This window comes from Amycolatopsis acidicola (genome assembly GCF_007713735.2).
Classification (GTDB): domain Bacteria; phylum Actinomycetota; class Actinomycetes; order Mycobacteriales; family Pseudonocardiaceae; genus Amycolatopsis_E; species Amycolatopsis_E acidicola.
In genome coordinates this window covers 1-21,929 of the sequence record NZ_VMNW02000086.1, presented here as the reverse complement: position 1 = coordinate 21,929, position 21,929 = coordinate 1, and the positions used below count along the sequence as shown (strand labels likewise).

The window sequence follows — 21,929 nt, the reverse complement described above, 5'->3', positions numbered from 1 at the left end:
GCTAGAGCTCGATCCCGGTGAATACCGTGACCTTCTCCTCGGTCAGGTCGTTCATCGCGGCGAGCACGCCTTCGCGCCCGGAGCCGGAGCCCTTCACGCCGCCGTAGGGCATCTGGTCCGCGCGGTACGAAGGCACGTCGCCGACGATCACGCCGCCCACCTCGAGTTCCGTGGAAGCACGGAAGGCCAGCCGCACGTCACGGGTGAAAACCCCGGCCTGCAAACCGAAAGCGGACGCGTTGACCGCCGCGAACGCCGCGTCGGCATCGTCCACAACGGACACTGCGAGCACGGGCCCGAAGATCTCGTCGGCCCACGCCTTCGCGTCCTCGGGCACGTCGCTGAGTAGCGTCGGCTCCACGCTCGCGCCGTCGCGCTTGCCGCCGGTGAGCACTTTCGCGCCGTCGGCGGTGGCTTCGTCGATCCACGAAACGATGCGCTCCGCGGCCGCCTCGTCCACCACCGGGCCGACGTCGACGGTCGTGTCGTACGGGTCGCCGGTGCGCTGCGCCCGCACGGCGTCCAGTAGCGCCGGCACGAACTCGTCGGCCACCGAGCGCTCGACGATCACCCGCTGCACCGCGATGCACGACTGACCAGCCTGGTAGTTCCCGAAGGTCGCGATCCGGGCCGCCGCGCCCGGCAGGTCCGGCCAGTCACCGAGGACGACGGCCGCGGCGTTGCCGCCCAGTTCGAGCACCACGTGCTTGCGCGGCGCGGCTTCGGCCAGCGACCAGCCGACCGGGCCGGAGCCGGTGAACGAGACCACCGGCAGCCTCGGGTCGGTGACCAGCTCGCTCGTCTCCGTGTTTCCCAGTGGCAGCACGGAAAACGCACCCTCCGGCAGTTCCGTCTCCGCGAGCAGCTCGCCCAGGATCAGCGCGGACAGCGGGGTGCGCGGCGCTGGTTTGACGATGATCGGCGCGCCCACCGCCAGCGACGGGGCGACCTTGTGCGCCACCAGGTTCAGCGGGAAGTTGAACGGCGCGATGCCCAGCACCGGCCCGCGCGGCACGCGGCGAACCATCGCGAGCCTGCCCTCGCCGCCCGCGTCGGTGTCCAGCCGCTGCAGGTCCCCGGTGAACCGCCGGGCTTCCTCCGCCGCGATCCGGAACACCGAAATCGCGCGCCGCACCTCGGCTTCCGCCCATTTGAACGGCTTGCCGTTCTCCGCCGTGATCACCTCGGCCAGCTCTTCGGCCCGCTCCGCCAGCCCGCGGGAGACGTGCTCCAGTGCCGCGGCGCGGACGTGCGCGGGGGAGCGGCGGAACTCCGGCGCCACCGCCACCGCGGCGGCGACAGCCCGTTCGACCTGCTCCGGCCCTGGCACCGCGACGGTGGCGACTTCGCTGCCGTCGAAGGGATGGGTGACCAGCAGCGTGTCCGCGCCCTGCTCCGGCCTGCCGGCGATCCACGCTGGCCGGGGTTCCGGGGTGATGGTGTCCATACGCACACGGTAGGGCGCACGCGCGCGGATGCTTTGCCAAGGCGCGCCGGGTTCACCTCACTCCGGCCGGGACAACACCCGAGAAGGCGAGCAGGCGAGACGTACGCACCCATCCCGGGGGCGGGGTGGCAGAGCTCACCTGGGAAGATGGGGTGGCAGCCAGTCGCGTAGGAGGTACGGGTGCCCAGTCCGAACGGCCCGGTCATCGTGGTGGACTTCGGGGCGCAGTACGCGCAGCTGATCGCCCGCCGGGTGCGGGAAGCCCAGGTGTACTCGGAAGTCGTCCCGCACACCGCCTCGGTCGAGGAGATCCTGGCCAAGAACCCGGCCGCCATCATCCTTTCCGGCGGCCCCGCGAGCGCGTACAGCGAGGGCGCGCCCGGCATGGATCCCGAGCTGGTCAAGGCGGGCGTCCCGATCTTCGGCATCTGCTACGGCTTCCAGCTGCACGCGCTGGCGCTCGGCGGCACGGTCGAGGCCACCGGCTCCCGCGAGTACGGGCGCACGGAGGTCACCCTCGACGGTGACGGCGGGGTGCTGCACCGCGAGCTGCCCGCGCGGCACCAGGTGTGGATGAGCCACGGCGACACGGTCACGAAGGCGCCTCCTGGCGCGGCGGTCACGGCGTCTTCCGAGCGCACTCCCGTTGCGGCGTATGAGAACCCCGAAGAGCGCTACGCCGGCGTCCAGTACCACCCCGAGGTGCTGCACTCGCCGCACGGGCAGGAAGTGCTGCGCCGCTTCCTGCGCGACATCGCGGGCATCCGCCCAGACTGGACCACGGCGTCCATTGTGGACGAACAGATCGCGAAGATCCGCGAGCAGATCGGCGAGGACGGCCGCGCCATCTGCGGCCTGTCCGGCGGGGTCGACTCCGCCGTCGCCGCCGCCCTCGTGCAGCGCGCGATCGGTGAGCGGCTCACCTGCGTCTTCGTCGACCACGGCCTGTTGCGCTCCGGTGAGCGTGCTCAGGTGGAGCGGGACTTCGTCGCCGCGACAGGGGTCAACCTGGTCACGGTGGACGCCCGCGAGCGCTTCCTCACCGCGCTCGCCGGGGTCAGTGACCCGGAGCAGAAGCGCAAGATCATCGGCCGCGAGTTCATCCGTGTCTTCGAGCAGGCCGAGCGCGACCTCAAGGCCGAGGGCGACTACAGCTTCCTCGTGCAGGGCACGCTGTACCCGGACGTCGTGGAGTCCGGCGGCGGCGCCAGCGCGGCGAACATCAAGAGCCACCACAACGTCGGCGGCCTCCCCGAAGACCTGCAGTTCGAGCTCGTCGAGCCGCTGCGCCTGCTGTTCAAGGACGAGGTGCGCCGGGTGGGCCTGGAGCTGGGCCTGCCCGAGACGATCGTGCACCGGCAGCCGTTCCCCGGCCCCGGCCTCGGCATCCGCATCATCGGCGAGGTCACCGCGGAACGCCTCGAGATCCTGCGCGCGGCCGACGCGATCGCCCGGGAGGAGCTGACTTCGGCGGGGCTGGACAACGACATCTGGCAGTGCCCGGTGGTGCTGCTGGCCGATGTGCGCAGCGTCGGCGTGCAGGGCGACGGCCGCACGTACGGGCATCCCGTGGTGCTGCGGCCCGTTTCCAGCGAAGACGCCATGACGGCCGACTGGACCCGGCTACCGTACGACGTGCTCGAACGCATCTCGACCCGGATCACCAACGAGGTGGCCGAGGTCAACCGGGTGGTGCTGGACGTGACCAGCAAGCCGCCCGGCACCATCGAATGGGAATGAGCCGGAACTGGGGGTAGCGCATGTGGGGCGTCGGGATCTTTCTGATCGTGGCGGCGGTCGCCGGGTTCTATTTCATGCAGCGCACGAAGAGCGAGCTGCACGCGATGATCGGCACCGAAACCCTGACCATCCCGGAGCTGGAGGAGCTGCGGCGGATCTCCGATGAGCTGGGCGCCCGCGGCGGGTTCCGCAAGACCGCCGAGGTGGTCGGCGCGGCGTACCAGCGGCCGGAGGGCCTGCTCACGTCCGAGATCAGCAAGACCCCGTGCGTCTGGTACCGCTACCGGGTCGAGCGGCAGTACGAGCACGTCGAGTACCGCGACGGCAGGCGGTATCGCTCGAAGCGCACCGAGCAGGTCGCGGACCACACCTCGGGCGAGGGATACGCGCTGATCGACGAGGCGAACCGCACGATCGGCGTCGCCCCCGCCGGCACCAAACCGGAGGGGGTCGAGCAGACCGTCGACCGGTTCGAGCCGTACCGCGGCGGCGACCAGGGCTTCGAGCTGTTCGGCGTGCGCATCCCGGGTTTCCTTGCGGGGAACCGGAATTCGACCATCGGGTACGAGTACAAGGAGTGGGTCATCCGGCCCGGCACCCGGCTGTACGTACTCGGCGAGGTGCACGACATCATCGGCCCGCTGGTGATCGCGAAGCCCCAGGAGAAGGGGCCGTTCATCATCGCGGCGAAGAGCGAGGATCAGCTGCGGGCCGACCGGACCCGGCGGCACAAGTTCCTCTCGGTCGGCGTACTCGTCGCCTTCTTCGCGGGACTCGCGCTCACCGTGGTCGGCATCATTCGTTAGGGGGTGTCCTCGGAGCCTGGTCGATGGGCTTGGTGATCCAGGTGGTTCCTGGCGGTGCCGGGGGTGCGCCCTCGTACCGGGTTGTACTTGGGTGAATCACCGGTGCCCGCCAGGGGCCGCCTGGGCGCCAAGAGCGCGGCTGAGGCTTCGAGGACACCCCCTTAATTCCTTCGCCCGCCGCGCAGGGAGGCGGCGAGCATCAGGACCCCGGCGAGGACAGCGCCTCCGGCGAGCAGCCAGCGCAGGTCGAACGACGGGAGCCAGCTGTGCTCGTCGGTCAGCGTGTAGGCGGAGACCATCAGCGTGATCACGCCGATCAGCAGGGCGAACACGTCGACGCCGTGGTGGCGCGGTTCCTCGACGGCCTCTTCCTCGGTTTCGTCGTAGGCGTAAGGGTTCTCAGCCACGAAGCACCTCCACGTTCCCGGCGCCCTGCTGGACGGTCAGATTGATCTGCAGCCCGCCGGCGCCGTCGGTGCCGAGGTCCGTCCCGGTCGCGGCGGGCCTGCCGACGCCGTCCGTGGTGATGCCGAGGCAGTCCACGGTCCCGGCCGAGGTGTCACAGCTGAACCGCACGTCGGCGGTCTCGGGGACGGTGATCCTGGTGTCCCCGGCGCCGTTGTGCACCGACGTGGTCACCGTGCCGCTCGCGGGCAGCTTCGTCAGGTCGAGCCGCATGTCGCCCGCGGTGTGGCTGTACTCCGGCTGCACCTCGGCGATCGTCGCGGGCGCCGCGTTCAGGTCACCGAAGCCGCCCTTGTAGTCCGAGACCGGCACAGCGGTGACGATCACGCCCGCGATGCACAGCGGGATCGCGAGCCCGATCAGGCCACGCCCGCCACCGGCGAACGCGCCGGCCACCAGGCCGACCCCGAGCACGCCCAGCGTCAGGCCGATGATGTGCCCGGCGGAGAACCAGTCCGCGCCGGTCGCCGCGGCCGCCGCACCCGCGCCGGCCACCAACAGCGCACAGGCGAAGGTGACGAGCCCGATCTTCGACCTGCGCCGGGGCACACGCGCCGGACGTCGCGGAGCGGGCGGAGCCGGTGGGGGCGGCGGTTCGTCGGAGGGCAGGTCCCAGGCCAGCGGCGGCGCGGCGAGCGGATCCCAGCCCGGCTGTTCCGCGGCGGTCGACGCCGGGGTCGACATCGAGTACATGGTCGTCTCCGGTACTTCCGGTCGGTTGAACTGCCCGCGTCCGCGGTGCAGCAGGTAGAGCGCCGTGACCAGCAGCGCGAGCCCGATGACGCCGCCGCCGTCGAACCAGCCGCCGGCGAAGGCCCAGCTGCTCAACGGGAAGAAGGCGATCGCGAGGATGATCGTGAATCCCTTCGTCATGGAGCTGCGGCCCTTGCCGAACAACGCCTCGATCGCGGAGACCTGGTCGCCCTCCGCGGGGAAGAACAGCCACCCCAGTACGTACAGCGAAAGCCCGACGCCGCCGAACACCGTGGCCGCGACGAACGCGACCCGCACGATCACCGGGTCGATGCCGTACCGGTTCCCGATGGCCGCGGCGACCCCGGCGACCTTGCGGCCGCGCAGGGGACGTCGTGGCCTGGTGAGCCAGAAATCCTTGAGAGTCTCCTCGAAACCACCCAGTCCGTGCGACCGGGGCGGGTCTGCTGCGCCACTCATGGCATCGAATATCCGGTACGCGGGCCGAACCCACATCGGGGATGGTCCCTGAGATTGACGTTCAGGGTCTTTCCCTGATGGCCAGGGCTTGCGGGCGTGTGACCATGTAGGAACCATGAACGACGTGCAGGAAAAGGCCCGGGAAGGGGCCGTCACACCCGTAACGCGGCCGGTTCCCGTGCCCGCGCAGCCGGGTGAGCTGGTCGAGCACGACGGGCCGCCGAAGCTTTACCGGCACCGGTCCGGGCGCGCGGTCGCCGGTGTGTCCGCCGGTCTCGCCGATCATCTCGGCGTGCGGGTCGTCTGGGTGCGGGCCACGTTCGCCGTGCTCGCCGCGTTCGGCGGAGCCGGGCTGCTGGCGTACGGCCTGCTTTGGGTCTTCGTGCCGCAGCGCTCGGGAGAAGCGGCGAGCCAGCCGAGCACTCCGAAGGAACGGCAGCAGGCCGTCGCGCTGCTGGTGCTGGGCATCGGCCTGGCCGTCGCCGGGAGCACCTTCACCGGCGCGATCAGCGGCTGGGTGGCCGTGCCGCTCGCCGTGGCGCTGGTCGGTGCCGCCGTGGTGTGGCGTGAGGCGGACGAGTCGCAGCGCCGGCGCTGGAAGGTCGGGGCCCGCATCGGTGTCCTCGGCGGTGGCGGCATGTCGGCCACTGTCCGGATCCTTGCCGGGGTGGCGCTGGTGATCACCGGTATCGGCGTGGTCGTGATCCGCAGCGGTTCGTTCGACCAGCTGCAGTTCGCCCTGCTCGCCGTGCTGGCCACGCTGATCGGGGTCGCGGTGCTGACGGTGCCGTTCTGGCTGCGGATGGTTCGTGACCTCGGTGACGAGCGCCGCGCCCGCATCCGCACCGAGGAGCGCGCGGAGATCGCCGCGCACCTGCACGACTCGGTGCTGCAGACCCTGGCGTTGATCCAGAAGCAGTCGGACGCGCCGAAGGAGGTCGCCCGGCTGGCCCGCGGCCAGGAGCGTGAGCTGCGCGGCTGGCTGTACGGGCCGTCGGGCTACGGCGCGAAGAAGGAGGAGGTCACGGCCGGTGGCGGGCGGTTGTCCGCCGCGATCGCGTCCGCGTGCGGCGAGGTGGAGGACGCCTTCGCCATCTCGGTCTCGCAGGTCGTGGTGGGAGACACCGAACTGGACGAGCCGCTGATCGCGCTCGTGCAGGCGGCGAGGGAGGCGATGGTCAACGCGGCCAAGCACTCCGGGATCGAGGAGGTCAGCGTCTACGCCGAGGTCGAGCCCACGTCGGTCACGGTGTTCGTGCGGGACAGGGGCAAGGGGTTCGACCCGGAGGACGTGTCGGAGGACCGGCATGGTCTCGCCGACTCGATCCGGGGCAGGATGGAGCGCAACGGCGGGACGGTCCGCCTGCGCACGGCGCCCGGTGAGGGGACCGAGGTGCAGCTGGAGATGCCGATCGAAACGGGGAGTGCGGCGTGACCGAGACACCGGTGACAGTCTTTCTGGTCGACGACCATGCGTTGTTCCGCGCCGGGGTGCGCACGGAGCTGGAGTCGATCACCGACGAAGTGCGCGTGGTCGGCGAAGCGGGGTCGGTGGCCGAGTCGGTCGCGGGGATCGCCCGCACCAAGCCGCAGGTCGTCCTGCTGGACGTGCACATGCCCGACGGCGGCGGCGCGGAGGTGCTGCGCCGGGTGCGCCCGGAGCTGCCGGACGTCGTGTTCCTGGCGCTCTCGGTGTCGGACGCGGCGGAGGACGTGATCGCCGTGATCCGGGCGGGCGCCCGTGGCTACGTCACGAAGACGATCTCCTCGAAGGAACTGGTCCGCGCGATCGTGCGGGTGTCGGACGGGGACGCGGTGTTTTCCCCGCGCCTGGCCGGATTCGTGCTGGACGCCTTCGCCGACCGGCCCGGTTCGGCGCCGATCAGCGACCCGGAGCTGGACCTGCTGACCCCGCGCGAGCGGGACGTGCTCCGTCTGCTTGCAAGGGGTTACGCCTATAAGGAGATCGCCTCCGAGCTGTTCATCTCCGTGAAGACGGTCGAGACGCACGTGTCCAGCGTCCTGCGCAAGACACAGCTGTCCAACCGGTACGAGCTGTCACGCTGGGCCTCCGACAGGCGGCTCGTCTGAGCGTTACGCGGCCGCCGCCGGTTCAGGAGTCTTGGCCCGGCCGCGCAACCTGGTCAGTGCCACGCCGCCGAGTACGACCACCATGCCGGCGAGCACCCGCAAGCCGATCGTCTCGCCGAGGAAGAGCACGCCGAGCAGCACCGAAACCACCGGCATCAGGTAGCTGACCGTGGAAACCGCCAACGGGCCCTCCGCCGTCAGCAGCCGGTAGTTCACCGCGAACGCGACGCCGGTGGAGAAAACGCCGAGCACCAACACCGCCACCATCGGGACCACGCCGAAACGCACCGGTTCGAGGCCGCCGGCGGGCATGCTCAGCAACGCGAACCCGCTCGCCGCGGTCATCTGCGCCCCGGCGAGCGCGACGGGCGACGAGCCGGTCGCCGACAGGTACTTGCCCTCGTACACGTTGACGAACCCGTAGCTCGCGGCGGCCGCGAGGCAGGCGAGCGCGCCCCAGCTCAGCACGCCGGACGCCTGCCACGGTGCGAAGATCAGCAGCACCCCGGCGAATCCTCCGGCGAGGCCCGCGATCCGTTGCCGGGTCAGCTTTCGCTCGGTGCCGGCCAGTACCGCGATCAGGAGTGTCCACAATGGAGTCGTCGCGTTCAGCACCCCGGTGAACCCGGAGTCCACGGTCTGCTCGCCGATCGCGAACAGCAGGAACGGCAACGCGTTGTGGAACAGCGCCGCGACGAGCAGATGCCGCAGCACACGCGGGTGCGACGGCAGCTTGTCGCGCTGCGCGTAGCACAGGGCCACGAGCACCAGCGCGCCGAGCGCGGTCCGGATCAGCACGACCTGCACCGGCGTGAATGCCGTCAGCGCGAGCTTGATCCACAGGAAGCTGGAACCCCACATCAGCGCCAGCGCGGCCAGCCACGGCAACGATTTCCGATCTCCCACGGACTCAGCCTGCCGAGCGGGATTCGTAAGGACAAGCGAAATCAACTACAGGCAGCTTTCAGTAAAACTGTATGCTCGGCGCCATGCTCGACGTCCGCAGACTCCAGGTGCTCCGGGCCGTGATCAGCAGCGGCTCGATCTCCCAGGCCGCCCGGAACCTCGGCTACACCCCGTCCGCGCTCAGTCAGCAACTCGCCACGCTGGAACGGGAAGCGGGCATCGAGCTGCTGGAGCGGATCGGCCGCGGCGTCCGGCCGACTCCCGCCGGGGCGCTGTTGTCCGGGCACGCCGAACTGGTCGGCGCCCAGCTGGCCAAGGCCGAGACGGAGCTGGCGGACCTGAAGGCAGGCCGCACCGGACGGCTCGCCATCCGGTACTTCGCGACGGCCGGGGCCGCGCTGGTGCCGCCGGCCGTCGCCGCCATCCGGCGCGAGTTTCCCCGCCTGCTGCTGGATTTGAAGCTGCTCGAGCCGGTCGATTCGGTGCCCGAGGTCGAAACGGGGAAGAGCGATGTGTCGATCATCGTGTGGCAGGGCGAATGGCGTTCGGCCACCGTCGACCTCGTGCACCTGCTCGACGATCCGTACCGGGTGGCGCTGCCGAAGGCGCATCCGTTGGCGCGTAAGCGAATCGTCGACTTGGCTGAGCTGGCGAACGAGCCGTGGGTCGGCAACGAAGGCACCCCGGGGCCGTGCCGGGACGTGCTGCTGGGAGCGTGCGGGGCAGCCGGGTTCGCGCCGAACTTCGTGCTGGAGTGCGAGGATTATCAGACGTCGCAAGGGTTTGTGGCCGCGGGCCTCGGCGTCAGCCCGGTGCCCGTGCTCGGGCTGGGCGCGCCGCACCCGGGGGTGGCGATCCGGCGCTTGCGGAACCCGGAGCCGATCCGGAGCATCCACGCCGCCGTGGCCGCGCGCGTCCGGAGCCAGCCCGCCGTCGCCTGCCTACTGGACACCCTCCGCGCGGCGGCGCCTGCCGGGGATTAGCGGGCAGGTGTTGCGTGAAGACGATGGGGCTAGAGGAACAGCAGCTGCGTGATGCCGATGCCGATGGCGGCGGCGCTGTTGTGGTGGCGCGTGTCGAGAGTCTGCCCCCGCGCGGCGCCCTCCGGGGCCTAGAGGAACAGCAACTGCGTGATGCCGATGCCGATGGCGGCGGCGCAGAGCACGGCGAGCACCGTGAGGATCAGCGCGCGCACGCGCTGCGGGCTCATCGTGATCATCGGCGCCTTGGTCCCCACCGGTGCCTGCAGCGGCTGCGGCCGCGGCGCCATCGGCCGCGCCACCGGGATCGTCGGCATCGCCGGGGCGGTCGGCGGGATGAAGGCCGTCTGCCTGCCCTGGGTGATCGCGCGGAACGCGGTCATGCTGTCGGCCAGGTTCGGCCGCGTGAACGGGTCCTCGCGCAGCAGCTTCATCAGCGCCCCGGTCAGCTGGCCCGCGCGCTGCGGCTGCCGCAACGGCCACTCGCCGGTTTCGCCGTAGGGCGGCACACCCTCCACGGCCTGGTAGAGCGTCGCGCCGAGGGAGAAGGCATCGGCCGCCGCGTCCGCGCGGCCGCCTTTGGCGACCTCGGGCGCGCGGAACGCCGGATTCGGGCCAGGGCCGGTGATCCCGAAGTCGGTCACCTTCACCCCACCATCGTCGGCGAGCAGCACGGTGCCGGGCTCCAGCCCGCGGTGCATGATCCCGTTCCGGTGCGCGGCACTCAGCGCCGAAGCCAGCTGGATGCCGAGAAACGCCGCCTGCTCGGGGGTGAGGGTGCCGTGCTCGCCGAGGAAGTCGGCCATGCTGCGGGACGGCACGTACTCCATCAGCAGCCACGGATCCTGACCGTCGCGCACCACGTCGTACACCGTGATCACGCAGTTGTGCTGCACCCTCGTCGCGGCGCGGCCTTCCTGCTCGGCCACCGCCGGGTCGGCCCCGGCCGGGACGAACATCCGCTTCGCGGCGACCGTGCGGTTCAGGAGGGTGTCGTGCGCCAGCCACACGATGCCCGCGCGGCCGCGGCCGATCGGCTGGTCCAAGCGGTACCGGCCGCCGACGAGTACGCCCTCAGTACCCAAAACAACCTCTCGTCAGGATGACGGTCAGATACTTTCCGCCGAGCCTACTTGGCACCTAGCCGTTCGCACCGGATGTCGGGCTCTGCGTTGTCGAGTCTGGCGCCGAGGAGGGCGTCTTCGACGGGGACGAGGAGGGAGTGCGCTTCTCCGAAGAGGAAGTCTCCGTCGTGTCCTCGACCGAGCTGCTGGTCTTCTTGGACTTCGTCGTCTTCGTGGAGCTCGACCGCTCGGTCTCCGTCGTGGTCGGGCTCTCCGTGGTCTGCACCGAGGAGCTGGTGACCACGGGCGGCACCGCGGGCTGGGTGTCCGTGACGTTGCTGGTGCTGCCGCCCTTCGGACCGCTGAACAGCCAGAAACCGAGCGCCACCAACCCGATCAGCACGACGGCGCCGATCGCGGCTGGCACCTTCCACTTGCCCGGCTTCTCGTCCTCTTCGTCGTCACCGGGGCCACTGCCCGGCGGCGGGCTGTCGTAGTCGTCGTACCCGGCCTGCGACACCGCGCGGGTGCGGTCGTAGTCCTCGGTCGGGTACGCCGTGGTCTGCGCGTACGGGTCGTCCGCGTAGTCGTCGTAATCGTCGTCGTAGAAGTTGTCCGCCGCGTTGCCGCCCAGGTCGCCGTTGAACGCGCGGGTTCCGGCGGCGCCCAGCGCCGCACCGCCCAGCGCACCGGCACCGGCGGCACCCAGCGCGCCACCCGAGGGCGAGATCCTGGTCTCCGCCGGGCCGCCCAGCGGGGTCTCGCCCCTGGCGACCGCGGACAGCAGCTCCTCGCACTCCTCGGCCGTCGGCCGGTGGTTCACGTCCGGGTGAAGCAGCACCGCGAGCACGCTGGCCAGCGGGCCGGACTGACGGGGCGGGTTGATCTGCCCGGCGGCCACGGCGTGCAGCAGGCTGAGCGTGTTCTCGCTCAGGCCGAAGGGCGGCTGGCCCTCGCAGGCCGCGTACAGCGTGGAGCCGAGCGAGAAGATGTCGGACTCGGGACCGGGGTCGCCGCCGATCGCGACCTCGGGCGCGAGGTACGCGGGGGTGCCCGCGATCATCCCGGTCTTCGTGACCGTGACGTCGTCCTTCGCGCGGGAGATGCCGAAGTCGGTGATCTTCACCAGGCCGTTGTCGGCGAGCAGGATGTTGCCCGGCTTGATGTCGCGGTGCACGATGCCGACCGCGTGCGCCTCCTTCAGCGCGGCCGCGATCTGCGCGCCGATCGACGCCACCTCCTGCGGGGGCAGCGTCTTCCGGTCCCGCAGCACCTCGGCGAGGCTGGTGGACTGCAGGTACTCCATCACGAGGCACGGCTGGCCGTTGTCGTCGGTGACGACGTCGAACACGCTGATGGCGTTGGGGTGGTGCAGCCGGGCCGCGATCCGGCCCTCACGCATCGTGCGCTGCTTGGCGTCCTCGGCCTCGTGGTTTTCCAACCCCGGCTGCAGCAGCAGCTGCTTGATCGCCACCGTGCGCGCCAGCACCTCGTCATGCGCCTGCCACACGGCGCCCATGGCGCCGGTGCCGATTCGCCGTACGATCCGGTACCGGCCGGCGACCAGGCGACCCTCGTCGCTCACGCGACCTCCTTCGGGGCTGCTTTCCCGGGGCGACAGCATGCCGCACGCCGGAGCGTATGCACATATCGCGGCCCGTGGGCCGGTTTAGCCGAGATCAGCTCGTGACAAGGCTAGGGCGCTCACTCTGCGCACATACACTCGGCACGCTTTGGGGCGCCGCCGGGTTGCCTGCTATGGCCAGGACTACAACTGCTCCGCGGAAAGCAGCACGGCGCCGGAAATCTGCTCCGCCGTCCCCGCCGCCAGCGTCAGGACCTGGGTGACCCGCAGTTTCGTGCCGTCCTGCTGCTTCAAGGTGACCACCGCCCGCACCGTCCCGTCCGGCTGGACCTCGACGTCGTCCACGTGGACGTCCTTCATCGAACTCCACGCGCGGACCAGGTCACCGGGTTCATCGCCGGCCAGATCCGGGGTGAGCATCGCGAGCGCGTCCTCCGGGCGGTCGGAGGCCATCCGGCGGTAGAACTGCCGCACGGCCTTCAGCTTGTCGGCGTCGCTCGGCTCTTGGGAGGACGTGGTCGTGGTGGGGGCGCTCGTGCCCGCGGGCGCGGCGGCTGTCTGTTCGGTGGCCGCGACCGGCACCTGCGAAACCGACACCGGCGCCTGCGACTGCCGCACGTCCCGGCTGCCGGCCGGCGGCTTCCCGGTACTCGGGACGAATCCGCCCAACGCCGCCGCGCCGGTGATCCGCGGCGGCTCGAGCGCGCCGCGACCCGCCTCGGCCGGACGTTCCTTGGTGACCATCGAGGCCGCGACCACGGCGCCCACCAGGAGCGATGCCGCAGTGGTCAGCCCGGCGAGCTTCGCCGCCTTGGCCAGCCTGCTCTCCGGCTCGCGCGGCGGGGCACTCGCCCGGCGCGCCCGGGTCCCGGGCGGCGGGAGGAACCCGCCGGCCGCCCGCACCGGCTCGGTGCGGTACTCGCCGTCGAGCAGCATGGGGTCGTGGGCCTGCATCGCGAGCAGGTCCTCGACGGTGACGGCGTCCGTCTCCTGACGGGTCCGCCGCCGATCGTGCACGACTCTCATGGCCTCTGTTCCGGTCGATCGCGTTGTCGGTTCGTTACATCAGCGAACCGTGGCGAGTCGTTACCGGCCACCCTCTATCGGTGGGCTGCACTCCGGGCGAGACGAACGGCAGCGAGCGTCACCCGGCCGGCGCAACGCGGGCGATGAGAGATCAGTCACCGTCGCTGGAGATCTTCTCGCCGGAGAACGTGAGGGTGCGCTGCTCGGTGACCGCCGAGCCGTCCTTGCGGACCATCTTCACGGTGCACACGGTCTTGCCGTCGTACTGGTGTACCTGCACGTGCTGGACCTGGAAGTACGCGACGTCCGAGTACTTCCGCTCGATCCCGTCGGTGCCCTCCTGGTTGAGCTCGCCGGTGGTCATCGCGTGCGCGGCCTCCGGGTCCTCGGTGACCGCGTCGAGGTACTTCTGCGAGTCCGTGGCGAGGCTCTGCGGGTCCGGCGGCGACTGGACCGTGAACCGCTGCGGATCCGCGTCCCAGGAGGCGGGCTTCGACGGCGGCTTCTGCGGGACCGGCGTGGTGGTGGGCGTGGAGACGCTGCTGCCGGAGGACGAGGAGCTGTCGTCCTCCGTGCTGGTGCCGGGCGGCCTCAGCGCCGCGGACCGGCCGGGCGAGCGGACCGCGTCACTGGCGGAATCGGTGACCTCGGTGGAGGTGGGGACGCGCTGGCCGGAGCCGAAGGCGTTGTTGCTGGTGCCGCCGGTCTGCCCGGAGGGGCCGGGCACGATCTGCTCGCCCTCGACCGTCGGGATGCCGCCGCCGAGGCCGGGGATCCAGCCGCCGCCCGCCTGGTCCGGGGTCGGCTTGCCGACCAGCGCGGATCCGGCGAAGAGCAGGGCGACCACGACGCCGCCGGAGGAGGCGGTGGCGAACCAGGCTGCCTTGCGCCAGCTGCGGGGCGGGGTCACCGATGCCGGGACACTGCCGAGGTCGAACGTGCTCAACCCCGTCTCCGGGGTGGCCACGTAGACGCGGACGTCGTCGTCGGCCTTGTCCTCGTGGCAGGTCGGCGGGGTGAGCGTGACCTTGGTGCGGCGCGGTTTGCCGCGCGGGCCGATGCGCTCCGGCTGCGCGCGCGGCGGTTCGGCGGCCTGCGCCGGGATCGGCAGCTGACCGCTGACGGGGCCGAAGCCCGGTTCGCTGTGCTGGACGGAGCCTTCGCTGAGGATCTGGGAGAGCAGCGGCAACGAGCCACGGCTGGGCGGGTCCTGCGGGAGCCCGGCGGACGAATGCCTGCCACCGGGGTTGCGCGGAGCGACCTGGGGCGTCCAGGTGCCGGCACCACGGCGGTGCCTGCCTGTCGGGTTGGGTATCTGTCCGGTCGTGTCGGCCCAGCCGTTCATGCCGAGTGGATCCCTCCAGGGACGCCGTATGACGTCGGTCGGAGGCCCGTTAAGCCGAACGGAGCAACATGCACGGGAGAAGATGCACGTTCATCTGCACGCGCACGGCGGGAAACCGAGCGAGTGCCGTTGATCGCGCAAAGGTCCACGGCTCAAGGGTAAAAGACCTGAGCGGGGACTGGAGGGTGGGCTCGCAAGTTCACCCTGTCGGGGAACGAGGCCGCGGGAAAGTGCGACTTGCAGTATGAAAGCGCGGCCTGCCGCGCCCCTATCCTCCGCTGCGGTACTTCGCCTGGGTCGACTGCAGCGCCTTCACCGCTACCGACCCGCTGCCGGCGGCGATGATGATCGCCAGCACGTCCATCGTGGTGCCGCCCGCGGTGAACAGCCAGGCTAGCAACGAGGCGGCGGTCGTGCCGCCCGCCACGGCCCAGCGGCTGCGGACGTACTCGGCGATGGGCGCGCCTCCGGCGCGTTTGTTCGCCGCGTTGTTGAGCAGTGCCAGATAGCCGACATGGCCCAGCGCGGCGAGCACACTGGCTATCGCGATCACGACCGCGATGAAGTTAATCATGTGTCCAGTGTGCCCGCCGCTGGCCGCGGCTGGCTCGGGGAAACACCCTGATTTTCCGGCGTTTTTCCCCGGCTCAGCGGCCGAGCCTGCCCCGGCCGAGGTTCAGCAGCGCCATCGCGAGCTGGCGGCCGTCCGGGCCGAGTTCGCGGTAGCGGGCGAGCACGTCCATTTCGCGGTTGTAGACGATCCGCGTGCCACCGGCGGCCATCCGCGCGCGGCCGATCGTCTGCGACACCTCGACCCGGCGCTTCACCAGGCGCAGGATCTCCTTGTCGAGCCAGTCGATTTCTTTGCGAAGCTCCGCGATCTCCTCGGCGGAGGCCACAGGCTCCGCCGAAGAGCTCTGCGCCGGGGCGTCTTCCCCTGCTTCGTGCGTCTGTGCGTTCATCGGGACCTCTCCTCGGTCCGGACTTCCATCAGGTCCCCGAGCCGACGAAAGCCCCGGGTCCGTGGACTCCGGGGCTTTACGGTGATGGCGAGCGGGCACTACGCGATCACGGGAGCCGGAGTCCGGATCCCGTAGAAAAATCGGAACGCGTGGTGCCGCATGCCTTCATTATGGCACAAGCCGGAACCTGTTCCGGGCGAAGGCGTGCCCGGCAAGGCTGAGGTAGAGCCAGAACAGCGGCGCGACGGGCCAGAAGAACGGCGCGCCGGAGAACGCCCACGCGACGACGAGCAGCACCGAAAACACGCCGACGACGCCCGCGTGCACCCGCAGCGGGACGGGGAAGCGGGGACGCGCCGGTGCGGGCGGGGCCGGCAGATCGGCGACGAACCCGGACAGTTCGTCCTCGTACCTGGCGGCATAGACGGCGCTGAGCCGTTGTTCTACTTCGTCGAGGGTGAGACGGCCCTCGGCGCCGGCGTCCTGGACGCGCGCCGCGATCCGTTGCCGATCGGCATCCGAAGCGCGGGTTCTGCTGGTAGTGGTCATAGGGTCGATGCTCCGCAGCCGGACGCGTCGCGGCGTCGGTCCACGGGCGACATTTCGGCGTACGTCCGGTGCGGTAAACCGTCAGCGCCCCCGAGTAGCGTGGATACCCGATGAGCACCCTCTTCGATCTTCCTTCCGAGAACGCGGCCCCGAAGGGCCGGCACGCCGACCTGCTGGCCGACCTGAATCCGGCGCAGCGGGAAGCCGTCACGCACGCCGGCGCGCCCCTGCTGGTGGTGGCCGGCGCCGGTTCGGGCAAGACGAGGGTGCTGACGCGCCGGATCGCTTACCTGCTCGCCGAACGCGGCGCGCACCCCGGCCAGATCATGGCGATCACGTTCACCAACAAGGCCGCCGCCGAGATGCGGGAGCGGGTCAGCGAGCTCGTCGGCAGGCGCGCCAACGCGATGTGGGTGTCCACGTTCCACTCCATGTGCGTGCGACTTCTCCGCCGTGAAGCCAAAACGCTGGGTATGTCGTCGAACTTCTCGATCTACGACTCCGACGACACCAAACGCCTCATCACGCTCGTCGCCAGGGATCTGGACATCGACCCCAAGCGCTATCCGGCGCGCACGCTCGCGATCCACATCTCGAACCTGAAGAACGAGCTGGTCGACGCCGAGAGCGCGGCGGGCAAGGCGGGCAACGACCTGGAGCGCCGGGTCGCCGAGGTCTACGCCGAGTACCAGCGCAGGCTTTCGCTGGCCAACGCGATGGACTTCGACGACCTGATCATGCGCTCTGTCGAGCTGCTGCAGGTGTTCCCTGACGTCGCCGAGCACTACCGCCGCCGCTTCCGGCACGTGCTGGTCGACGAGTACCAGGACACCAACCACGCGCAGTACACCCTGGTCCGCGAGCTGGTCGGCACGGAGCCGACGGAGTCCGGCGTCGAGCCGGCCGAGCTGTGCGTGGTGGGTGACGCGGACCAGTCGATCTACGCCTTCCGCGGCGCGACCATCCGCAACATCGAGGAGTTCGAGCGGGACTTCCCGAACGCGCGCACGATCCTGCTGGAGCAGAACTACCGCTCCACGCAGACGATCCTGAACGCGGCGAACGAGGTGATCTCGCGCAACCCCAACCGGCGGGCGAAGCGGCTGTGGACCGATTCCGGTGACGGGGAGAAGATCGCCGGCTACGTCGCGGACAACGAGCACGACGAAGCGGCCTTCATCGCGGGCGAGATCGACGCGCTGGCGGACCGGGGCGAGGCGCACTACTCCGACGTCGCGGTCTTCTACCGCACCAACAACCAGTCCCGTGTCTTCGAAGAGATCTTCATCCGGCTCGGGCTGCCGTACAAGGTCGTCGGCGGCGTCCGGTTCTACGAGCGCCGCGAAGTCCGGGACATGCTGGCGTACCTGCGGGTGATCGCGAACCCGGAGGACACGGTGAGCCTGCGCCGCATCCTGAACGTGCCCAAGCGCGGCATCGGGGACAGGGCGGAGGCCGTGGTCGCCACGCACGCCGAGCGCGAGCGCATCTCCTTCAACGCGGCGTTGCGGGACGCGGTGGCGGGCAAGGTGCCGCTGCTGAACCCGCGCTCCGCCAAGGCGATCACGGGTTTCGTCGAGCTGCTGAACGGTCTGCAGGAGCTGGCGGAGGAAGGCGCGGAGGTCGCCGACATCCTGGAGGCGGTGCTCGAACGCACGGGCTACCGCGCGGAACTGGAGGAGTCGGACGACCCGCAGGACGCGTCCCGCGTGGAGAACCTGACTGAACTGGTGACCGTGGCCCGCGAGTTCACCGAGTCCGCGGCGGAGCTGCCGCCGCCGGACGAGGACGACGCCGGAGTCCCGGAACCCGGTTCGCTGGCGGCTTTCCTGGAGCGGGTGTCGCTGGTGGCCGACGCGGATTCGATCCCGACGCCGGACGGCGAGGAAGACGAGGAAGAGGACGACGCGGGCGTGGTCACGTTGATGACCGTGCACACCGCGAAGGGCCTCGAGTACCCCGTGGTGTTCTGCACGGGCTGGGAGGACGGCGTCTTCCCGCACATGCGCGCGCTGGGCGAGCCCGCCGAGCTGGCCGAGGAGCGGCGGCTCGCGTATGTGGCGATCACCCGTGCGCGCAAACGTTTGTACCTCTCGCGCGCCATCACGCGGTCGGCGTGGGGGCAGCCGATGACGAACCCGGCTTCGCGGTTCATCGACGAGATCCCGGTGGATCTCGTGGACTGGCGCCGCGAGGAGCCGGACTCGAGCCAGAGTTCGTACGGTTCGCCTCGCGCGGCCACCACGTGGGGCCGTCGCTCCTTCGGCGGCGATTCGGTGCAGACGCGGTCGATCCCGCCGGCCCCGAAGAAGGGCTGGCAGAACACGATCGCGATGAAGCTCGACGTCGGGGACAAGGTCAGCCACGACAAGTACGGGCTTGGCACGGTCGTCGAATCGCAGGGCGACGGGCCGCGCGCCACGGCGACGATCGACTTCGGCGCCGCGGGCAAGGTGAAGCTGATGCTCATCGGCAGCGTGCCGATGGTGAAGCTGTAAATCGCGTGACCAGCGGCTGATCCGCCTGTTACTTTTCGCGGCATGAAGCGCGCTGTCGTCGTCACCACGCCGGAGGTTGTCCCGGCGCGCTGAAAGCTGTCCCGGGGCGGGTGCCCCGGGTCGTGGCCACTCGCCCAAGAACGCGAGGAGGCCACGATGGCGGATCACCGCAGGCTCGGCCGCGAGCTGGAACTTTTCGACACCGACCCGTTGCTGGGCGCCGGGCTGCCGTACTGGTTGCTGGACGGGGCGGTCGTGCGGCATGCGCTGGAGGAGTACATCCGTGCCGCGGAGGTGCGCGCGGGGTACCGGCACGTGTATTCGCCGGTGCTCGGAAAGCGTGAGCTGTACGAGATTTCCGGGCACTGGGCGCATTACCGCGAGGACATGTACCCGCCGATGGACGTCGGCGGGGAAGAGCTCGTGCTGCGGCCCAGCCTGTGCCCGCACCACGCGCTGATCTACCGCTCTCGCGCGCACAGCTACCGCGAGCTGCCGTTGCGGATCGCGGAATTGGGCGGGATGTACCGCGCGGAACTGTCGGGCGCGTTGGGCGGGCTTGCCAGAGTGCGGGCGATCCAGCTCAACGACGCGCACATCTTCTGCACCTTCGAGCAGGTGGAGGAAGAGGCGCGGGCGGCGTTGGACATGATCCGCGCGGCCTATGCGGCGCTGGGGATCGAGGCCGCGCGGTACCGCCTGTCCTTGCCGGGGGACGGCGGAAAGTACGTGGCGGCACCGGAAATGTGGCATCGCGCGGCTGAGTTGCTTCGTGTCGTGCTGGAGGCGTCGGAGCTGCCTTATGAGGCCGTAGCGGGCGAAGCTGCTTTCTACGGGCCGAAAATCGATGTGCAGATCGTCGACGCCGGCGGGCGGGAGTCCACCCTGTCCACCGTTCAGATCGACTTCCACCAGCCGGCGCGGCTCGGCCTGGAGTACATCGGCGCGGACGGGGCGCGGCATTGGCCGGTGATGGTCCACCGCAGCGTGCTCGGGAGTGTGGAACGTGCCGTGGCGCACCTGATCGAGGTGCACGGCGGCGCCTTCCCGGCGTGGCTCGCCCCGGTGCAGGCGGTGGTTTTTCCGGTTTCCGAAGCCGAATCAGCCGCCGCGGCGGACGTTGCCCACCGGTTGGCGGGGTTGGGGATACGTGCCGAGCCGACTGTGGATGGCAGCCTCGGCGCGCGTATCCGCGCGGCGCGTCTCGTGCCCTATCAGATCGTCATCGGCCCACGTGAGGCGGCCGCGGGCGAGGCGTCCCTGCGTTTGCGCGACGGGCGCCGGGTGCATCCACAGCCTGTGGACAACCTCGTCACTCGTCTGGGTGTACTTATCGGCAGGCGCGGCGTCGACCTCTGGGACGCCGACGAAACTGTCGTACCCCCGCGCTATACCTGATCTCGAACACAGGTTCGAGAAGGAGGGGGATGCAATGACGGGTGGAACCCGGTCACACGTACACGCCGCGGGCGGCCAGCCACGGGCGCGGGTCGATCTTCTTGGTGCCGTTCTGCCAGACCTCGAAGTGCAGGTGCGGGCCGGTCGCCTGGCCGCGGTCGCCGATCTCGGCGATCTCCTGCCCGCACTTGACCTTCTGGCCCTCGTGCACGGAGAAGCTGTTCATGTGCCCGTAGACCTGGATGGTCCCGTCGGCGAGCTGGATGCGCACCCACAGGCCGAACCCGCTGGCCGGGCCCGCGTCGATCACGGTGCCGTCGGAGGCGGCGTAGATCGGGGTGCCGATCGAGTTCGCGATGTCGATGCCGAGGTGACTCGTGCCCCACCGGGCGCCGAAGCCGGAGGTGAAGGTGCCGTGCGCGGGCAGGCAGGTCTTGGGCCGGGCGGCTTCTTCGGCGGCGGCCTTGGCCGCGGCGGCGTCCCGGTCCTCGCGGTCCTGGGTCACCTGCGCGCTGGCGGTGAGCTTCTGCACCTCGGCTGACGCGTCGGTGTTGTGCGAGGCGGGGATCAGTTCCGGGGCACCGGCGGGCGCGTTGCCGCCCAGCGCGAAGGAGGCGCTGGCGTCGGTCGCGTTGGCGAGGGGCTGTGCGCCGCCCTGGGCTTCCGCGGTGCTGTTGAAGGAGGAGAGGGTCTGTCCTGCCGCGGCGGCGGCGAACGCGCCGGCGGCGACGGCCGCGACTACGACGCGGCCGCGTAGAGCCGACGGCGGTGCCGGCAGTCGGTGTCCACCCCGGACACGGACGACCGCACCTTCGAGTGCGTCATCGAGTTCCGAGGAAGGGCCTTCGCCGCTGGGATCGCGGTGTCGAGCCAAGACAAATGCCTTCCGTTACTCGGGGAGTCAGACCGTGGGCGCCGGTGGGGGGCCGGCTGAGCAACCTCGGGGGCGGTTGGCTCGGTGTCCACGTTGTGACCTGACCGTAATGGGGACCGGGGGACAGTAACGAAGGGAGACCGTTCTGGGCAAGATGTCGCCCACGCCTGGGCTGACCGCGTGACAACGGCGGCCGATCTAGCAGGAACGATGACTCAGAGTGGAAAGGAGAATACGCCGATGGTGTGATCTGAATTACGTTTGAACGGGAGATAAGAACCGCCTCGTCGCGTCGCGTCCACCGGCGTTGAACCACCAGTGACGCGCGGGTTGATGGGGCGTGGCTTGCGGCGCGCACCGGTGCCGCTCTGCCTTCGTGCCCCTGTGCCCCCCGTGTCCCGGTGTCGCTGTGCCCTCGCGTCCCCGCGCCCCGGTGCCGCTGTGCTCGTGGCCGGGCGCTGGCTGTGCCGTGCTCGTCCGTTCGGTGCTGGTCCCCGCTAGGGGACGTGCGGGTGTGCCCGCGGGTTGCTTCGGACTGCCGCGGTGTTTTCGCGGCGCCGTTTTGTGGTGGCCGCGCGGGACGCTTGCCCTGCCATGCACGGGCGACGCGGCGGGTCTGCAGGGCGTGCCTGCCTTGCCGGGCCGCCGAGCCACGGTCGCGCGGCGTGCCTTGCGTGCTCGCCGAGTTGTGGGTGCCACGCGTGCTCGCCAGGCAGCGCGTGTCCGCTGCGGCGTCCGGCGCGCCGTGCCGCGCCGGGCCCACGCACCCGGCGCCATGTCGCCCGGCACCCAAGCTGCCCGGCGTGCCTTGCGTGCTCGCCGAGTTGTGGGTGCCACACGTGCTCGCCAGGCAGCGCATGCTCGCCAGGCAGGCAGGCAGCGCGTGCCCGCTGCGGCGGCCACCGCGCCGTGCCGCGCCCGGGCCCACGCACCCGGCGCCCGCGCGCCCGACGCGCACTCGCCCGGCGCCCATGCCGCCCGCCACCACCCGCCCAGGCGCGCTCGTCCATCCCCTGTCTC

General features: G+C 70.6%; 19 protein-coding genes and 1 pseudogene. 8 read left to right on the top strand and 12 right to left on the bottom strand.

The features are described from left to right. Position 1 precedes the first annotated feature (1 nt). Positions 2-1,447 (bottom strand): aldehyde dehydrogenase family protein, encoded by a 1,446-nt coding sequence (locus FPZ12_RS36655; protein ID WP_144752798.1) that lies wholly within the window; start codon positions 1,445-1,447, stop codon positions 2-4. Positions 1,448-1,627: 180 nt separating this feature from the next. On the opposite strand from FPZ12_RS36655, the gene guaA reads away from it, so the two are divergent. Both guaA and FPZ12_RS36645 read left to right on the top strand, forming a co-directional pair. Continuing rightward, entirely contained in the window at positions 1,628-3,187 is a 1,560-nt protein-coding gene (gene guaA, locus FPZ12_RS36650; protein ID WP_144752795.1) for a glutamine-hydrolyzing GMP synthase, read from the top strand. Between the two features lie 20 nt (positions 3,188-3,207). Further along, on the top strand, positions 3,208-3,993 hold the full coding sequence (locus tag FPZ12_RS36645) for an E3 ubiquitin ligase family protein (RefSeq protein ID WP_144752792.1): 786 nt from the start codon (positions 3,208-3,210) through the stop codon (positions 3,991-3,993). A gap of 161 nt (positions 3,994-4,154) precedes the next feature. Here FPZ12_RS36645 and FPZ12_RS36640 read toward each other — a convergent pair whose 3' ends face one another. Together FPZ12_RS36640 and FPZ12_RS36635 are read right to left on the bottom strand one after the other, a co-directional pair. After that, a complete protein-coding gene (locus tag FPZ12_RS36640; protein WP_144752789.1) occupies positions 4,155-4,400 on the bottom strand; it encodes a hypothetical protein in 246 nt (81 codons plus the stop codon). Continuing rightward, the gene (locus FPZ12_RS36635) at positions 4,393-5,631 is read right to left on the bottom strand and encodes a PspC domain-containing protein (RefSeq protein ID WP_144752786.1); all 1,239 of its coding nucleotides are present in this window, start codon (positions 5,629-5,631) and stop codon (positions 4,393-4,395) included. The genes FPZ12_RS36640 and FPZ12_RS36635 overlap by 8 nt, the downstream gene beginning before the upstream one ends. A 115-nt stretch (positions 5,632-5,746) precedes the next feature. Here FPZ12_RS36635 and FPZ12_RS36630 point away from each other — a divergent pair, with 115 nt between their 5' ends. Next, positions 5,747-7,066, top strand: a complete 1,320-nt coding sequence (locus FPZ12_RS36630; protein WP_144752783.1) for an ATP-binding protein — start codon at positions 5,747-5,749, stop codon at positions 7,064-7,066. Beyond that, on the top strand, positions 7,063-7,722 hold the full coding sequence (locus tag FPZ12_RS36625; RefSeq protein ID WP_144752780.1) for a response regulator: 660 nt from the start codon (positions 7,063-7,065) through the stop codon (positions 7,720-7,722). Before FPZ12_RS36630 ends, FPZ12_RS36625 begins: the two co-directional genes overlap by 4 nt. A gap of 3 nt (positions 7,723-7,725) precedes the next feature. Here FPZ12_RS36625 and FPZ12_RS36620 read toward each other — a convergent pair whose 3' ends face one another. Then, positions 7,726-8,628, bottom strand: coding sequence for a DMT family transporter (locus FPZ12_RS36620; protein ID WP_144752777.1), 903 nt, complete (start codon positions 8,626-8,628; stop codon positions 7,726-7,728). Between the two features lie 83 nt (positions 8,629-8,711). On the opposite strand from FPZ12_RS36620, the gene FPZ12_RS36615 reads away from it, so the two are divergent. Continuing rightward, positions 8,712-9,611 carry a LysR family transcriptional regulator gene (locus FPZ12_RS36615; protein ID WP_144752774.1) on the top strand — a complete coding sequence of 300 codons (900 nt, stop codon included), beginning with the start codon at positions 8,712-8,714 and terminating at the stop codon, positions 9,609-9,611. Positions 9,612-9,739: 128 nt separating this feature from the next. On the opposite strand, the gene FPZ12_RS36610 is transcribed toward FPZ12_RS36615, so the two are convergent. From FPZ12_RS36610 to FPZ12_RS36580, 7 genes are all read right to left on the bottom strand, one after another. Then, positions 9,740-10,693, bottom strand: a complete 954-nt coding sequence (locus FPZ12_RS36610; RefSeq protein ID WP_144752771.1) for a serine/threonine-protein kinase — start codon at positions 10,691-10,693, stop codon at positions 9,740-9,742. A 55-nt stretch (positions 10,694-10,748) separates the two neighbouring features. Then, positions 10,749-12,257 (bottom strand): serine/threonine-protein kinase, encoded by a 1,509-nt coding sequence (locus FPZ12_RS36605; protein WP_144752768.1) that lies wholly within the window; start codon positions 12,255-12,257, stop codon positions 10,749-10,751. 183 nt (positions 12,258-12,440) lie between these two features. Next, positions 12,441-13,283: a hypothetical protein gene (locus tag FPZ12_RS36600; RefSeq protein WP_144752766.1), complete on the bottom strand. Its 843-nt coding sequence runs from the start codon at positions 13,281-13,283 to the stop codon at positions 12,441-12,443. Between the two features lie 151 nt (positions 13,284-13,434). Further along, the gene (locus FPZ12_RS36595) at positions 13,435-14,628 is read right to left on the bottom strand and encodes a hypothetical protein (RefSeq protein ID WP_144752763.1); all 1,194 of its coding nucleotides are present in this window, start codon (positions 14,626-14,628) and stop codon (positions 13,435-13,437) included. Between the two features lie 268 nt (positions 14,629-14,896). After that, the gene (locus tag FPZ12_RS36590) at positions 14,897-15,202 is read right to left on the bottom strand and encodes a hypothetical protein (RefSeq protein ID WP_144752760.1); all 306 of its coding nucleotides are present in this window, start codon (positions 15,200-15,202) and stop codon (positions 14,897-14,899) included. Positions 15,203-15,275: 73 nt separating this feature from the next. Beyond that, positions 15,276-15,590: a chorismate mutase gene (locus FPZ12_RS36585; protein WP_144752757.1), complete on the bottom strand. Its 315-nt coding sequence runs from the start codon at positions 15,588-15,590 to the stop codon at positions 15,276-15,278. Positions 15,591-15,758: 168 nt separating this feature from the next. Next, complete coding sequence (locus tag FPZ12_RS36580) at positions 15,759-16,139, bottom strand: DUF1707 SHOCT-like domain-containing protein (RefSeq protein WP_144752754.1); 381 nt, start codon at positions 16,137-16,139, stop codon at positions 15,759-15,761. A 110-nt stretch (positions 16,140-16,249) separates the two neighbouring features. Between FPZ12_RS36580 and pcrA the strand changes: the two genes are divergently transcribed. Both pcrA and thrS read left to right on the top strand, forming a co-directional pair. Then, positions 16,250-18,637: a DNA helicase PcrA gene (pcrA, locus tag FPZ12_RS36575; protein ID WP_144752751.1), complete on the top strand. Its 2,388-nt coding sequence runs from the start codon at positions 16,250-16,252 to the stop codon at positions 18,635-18,637. 156 nt (positions 18,638-18,793) lie between these two features. Next, a complete protein-coding gene (gene thrS, locus FPZ12_RS36570) occupies positions 18,794-20,035 on the top strand; it encodes a threonine--tRNA ligase (protein WP_144752748.1) in 1,242 nt (413 codons plus the stop codon). Positions 20,036-20,087: 52 nt separating this feature from the next. On the opposite strand, the gene FPZ12_RS36565 is transcribed toward thrS, so the two are convergent. After that, positions 20,088-20,909, bottom strand: coding sequence for a M23 family metallopeptidase (locus FPZ12_RS36565; protein ID WP_166463024.1), 822 nt, complete (start codon positions 20,907-20,909; stop codon positions 20,088-20,090). 803 nt (positions 20,910-21,712) lie between these two features. Here FPZ12_RS36565 and FPZ12_RS46125 point away from each other — a divergent pair. Beyond that, a pseudogene (locus FPZ12_RS46125) lies at positions 21,713-21,929 on the top strand (hypothetical protein); the annotation flags it as partial.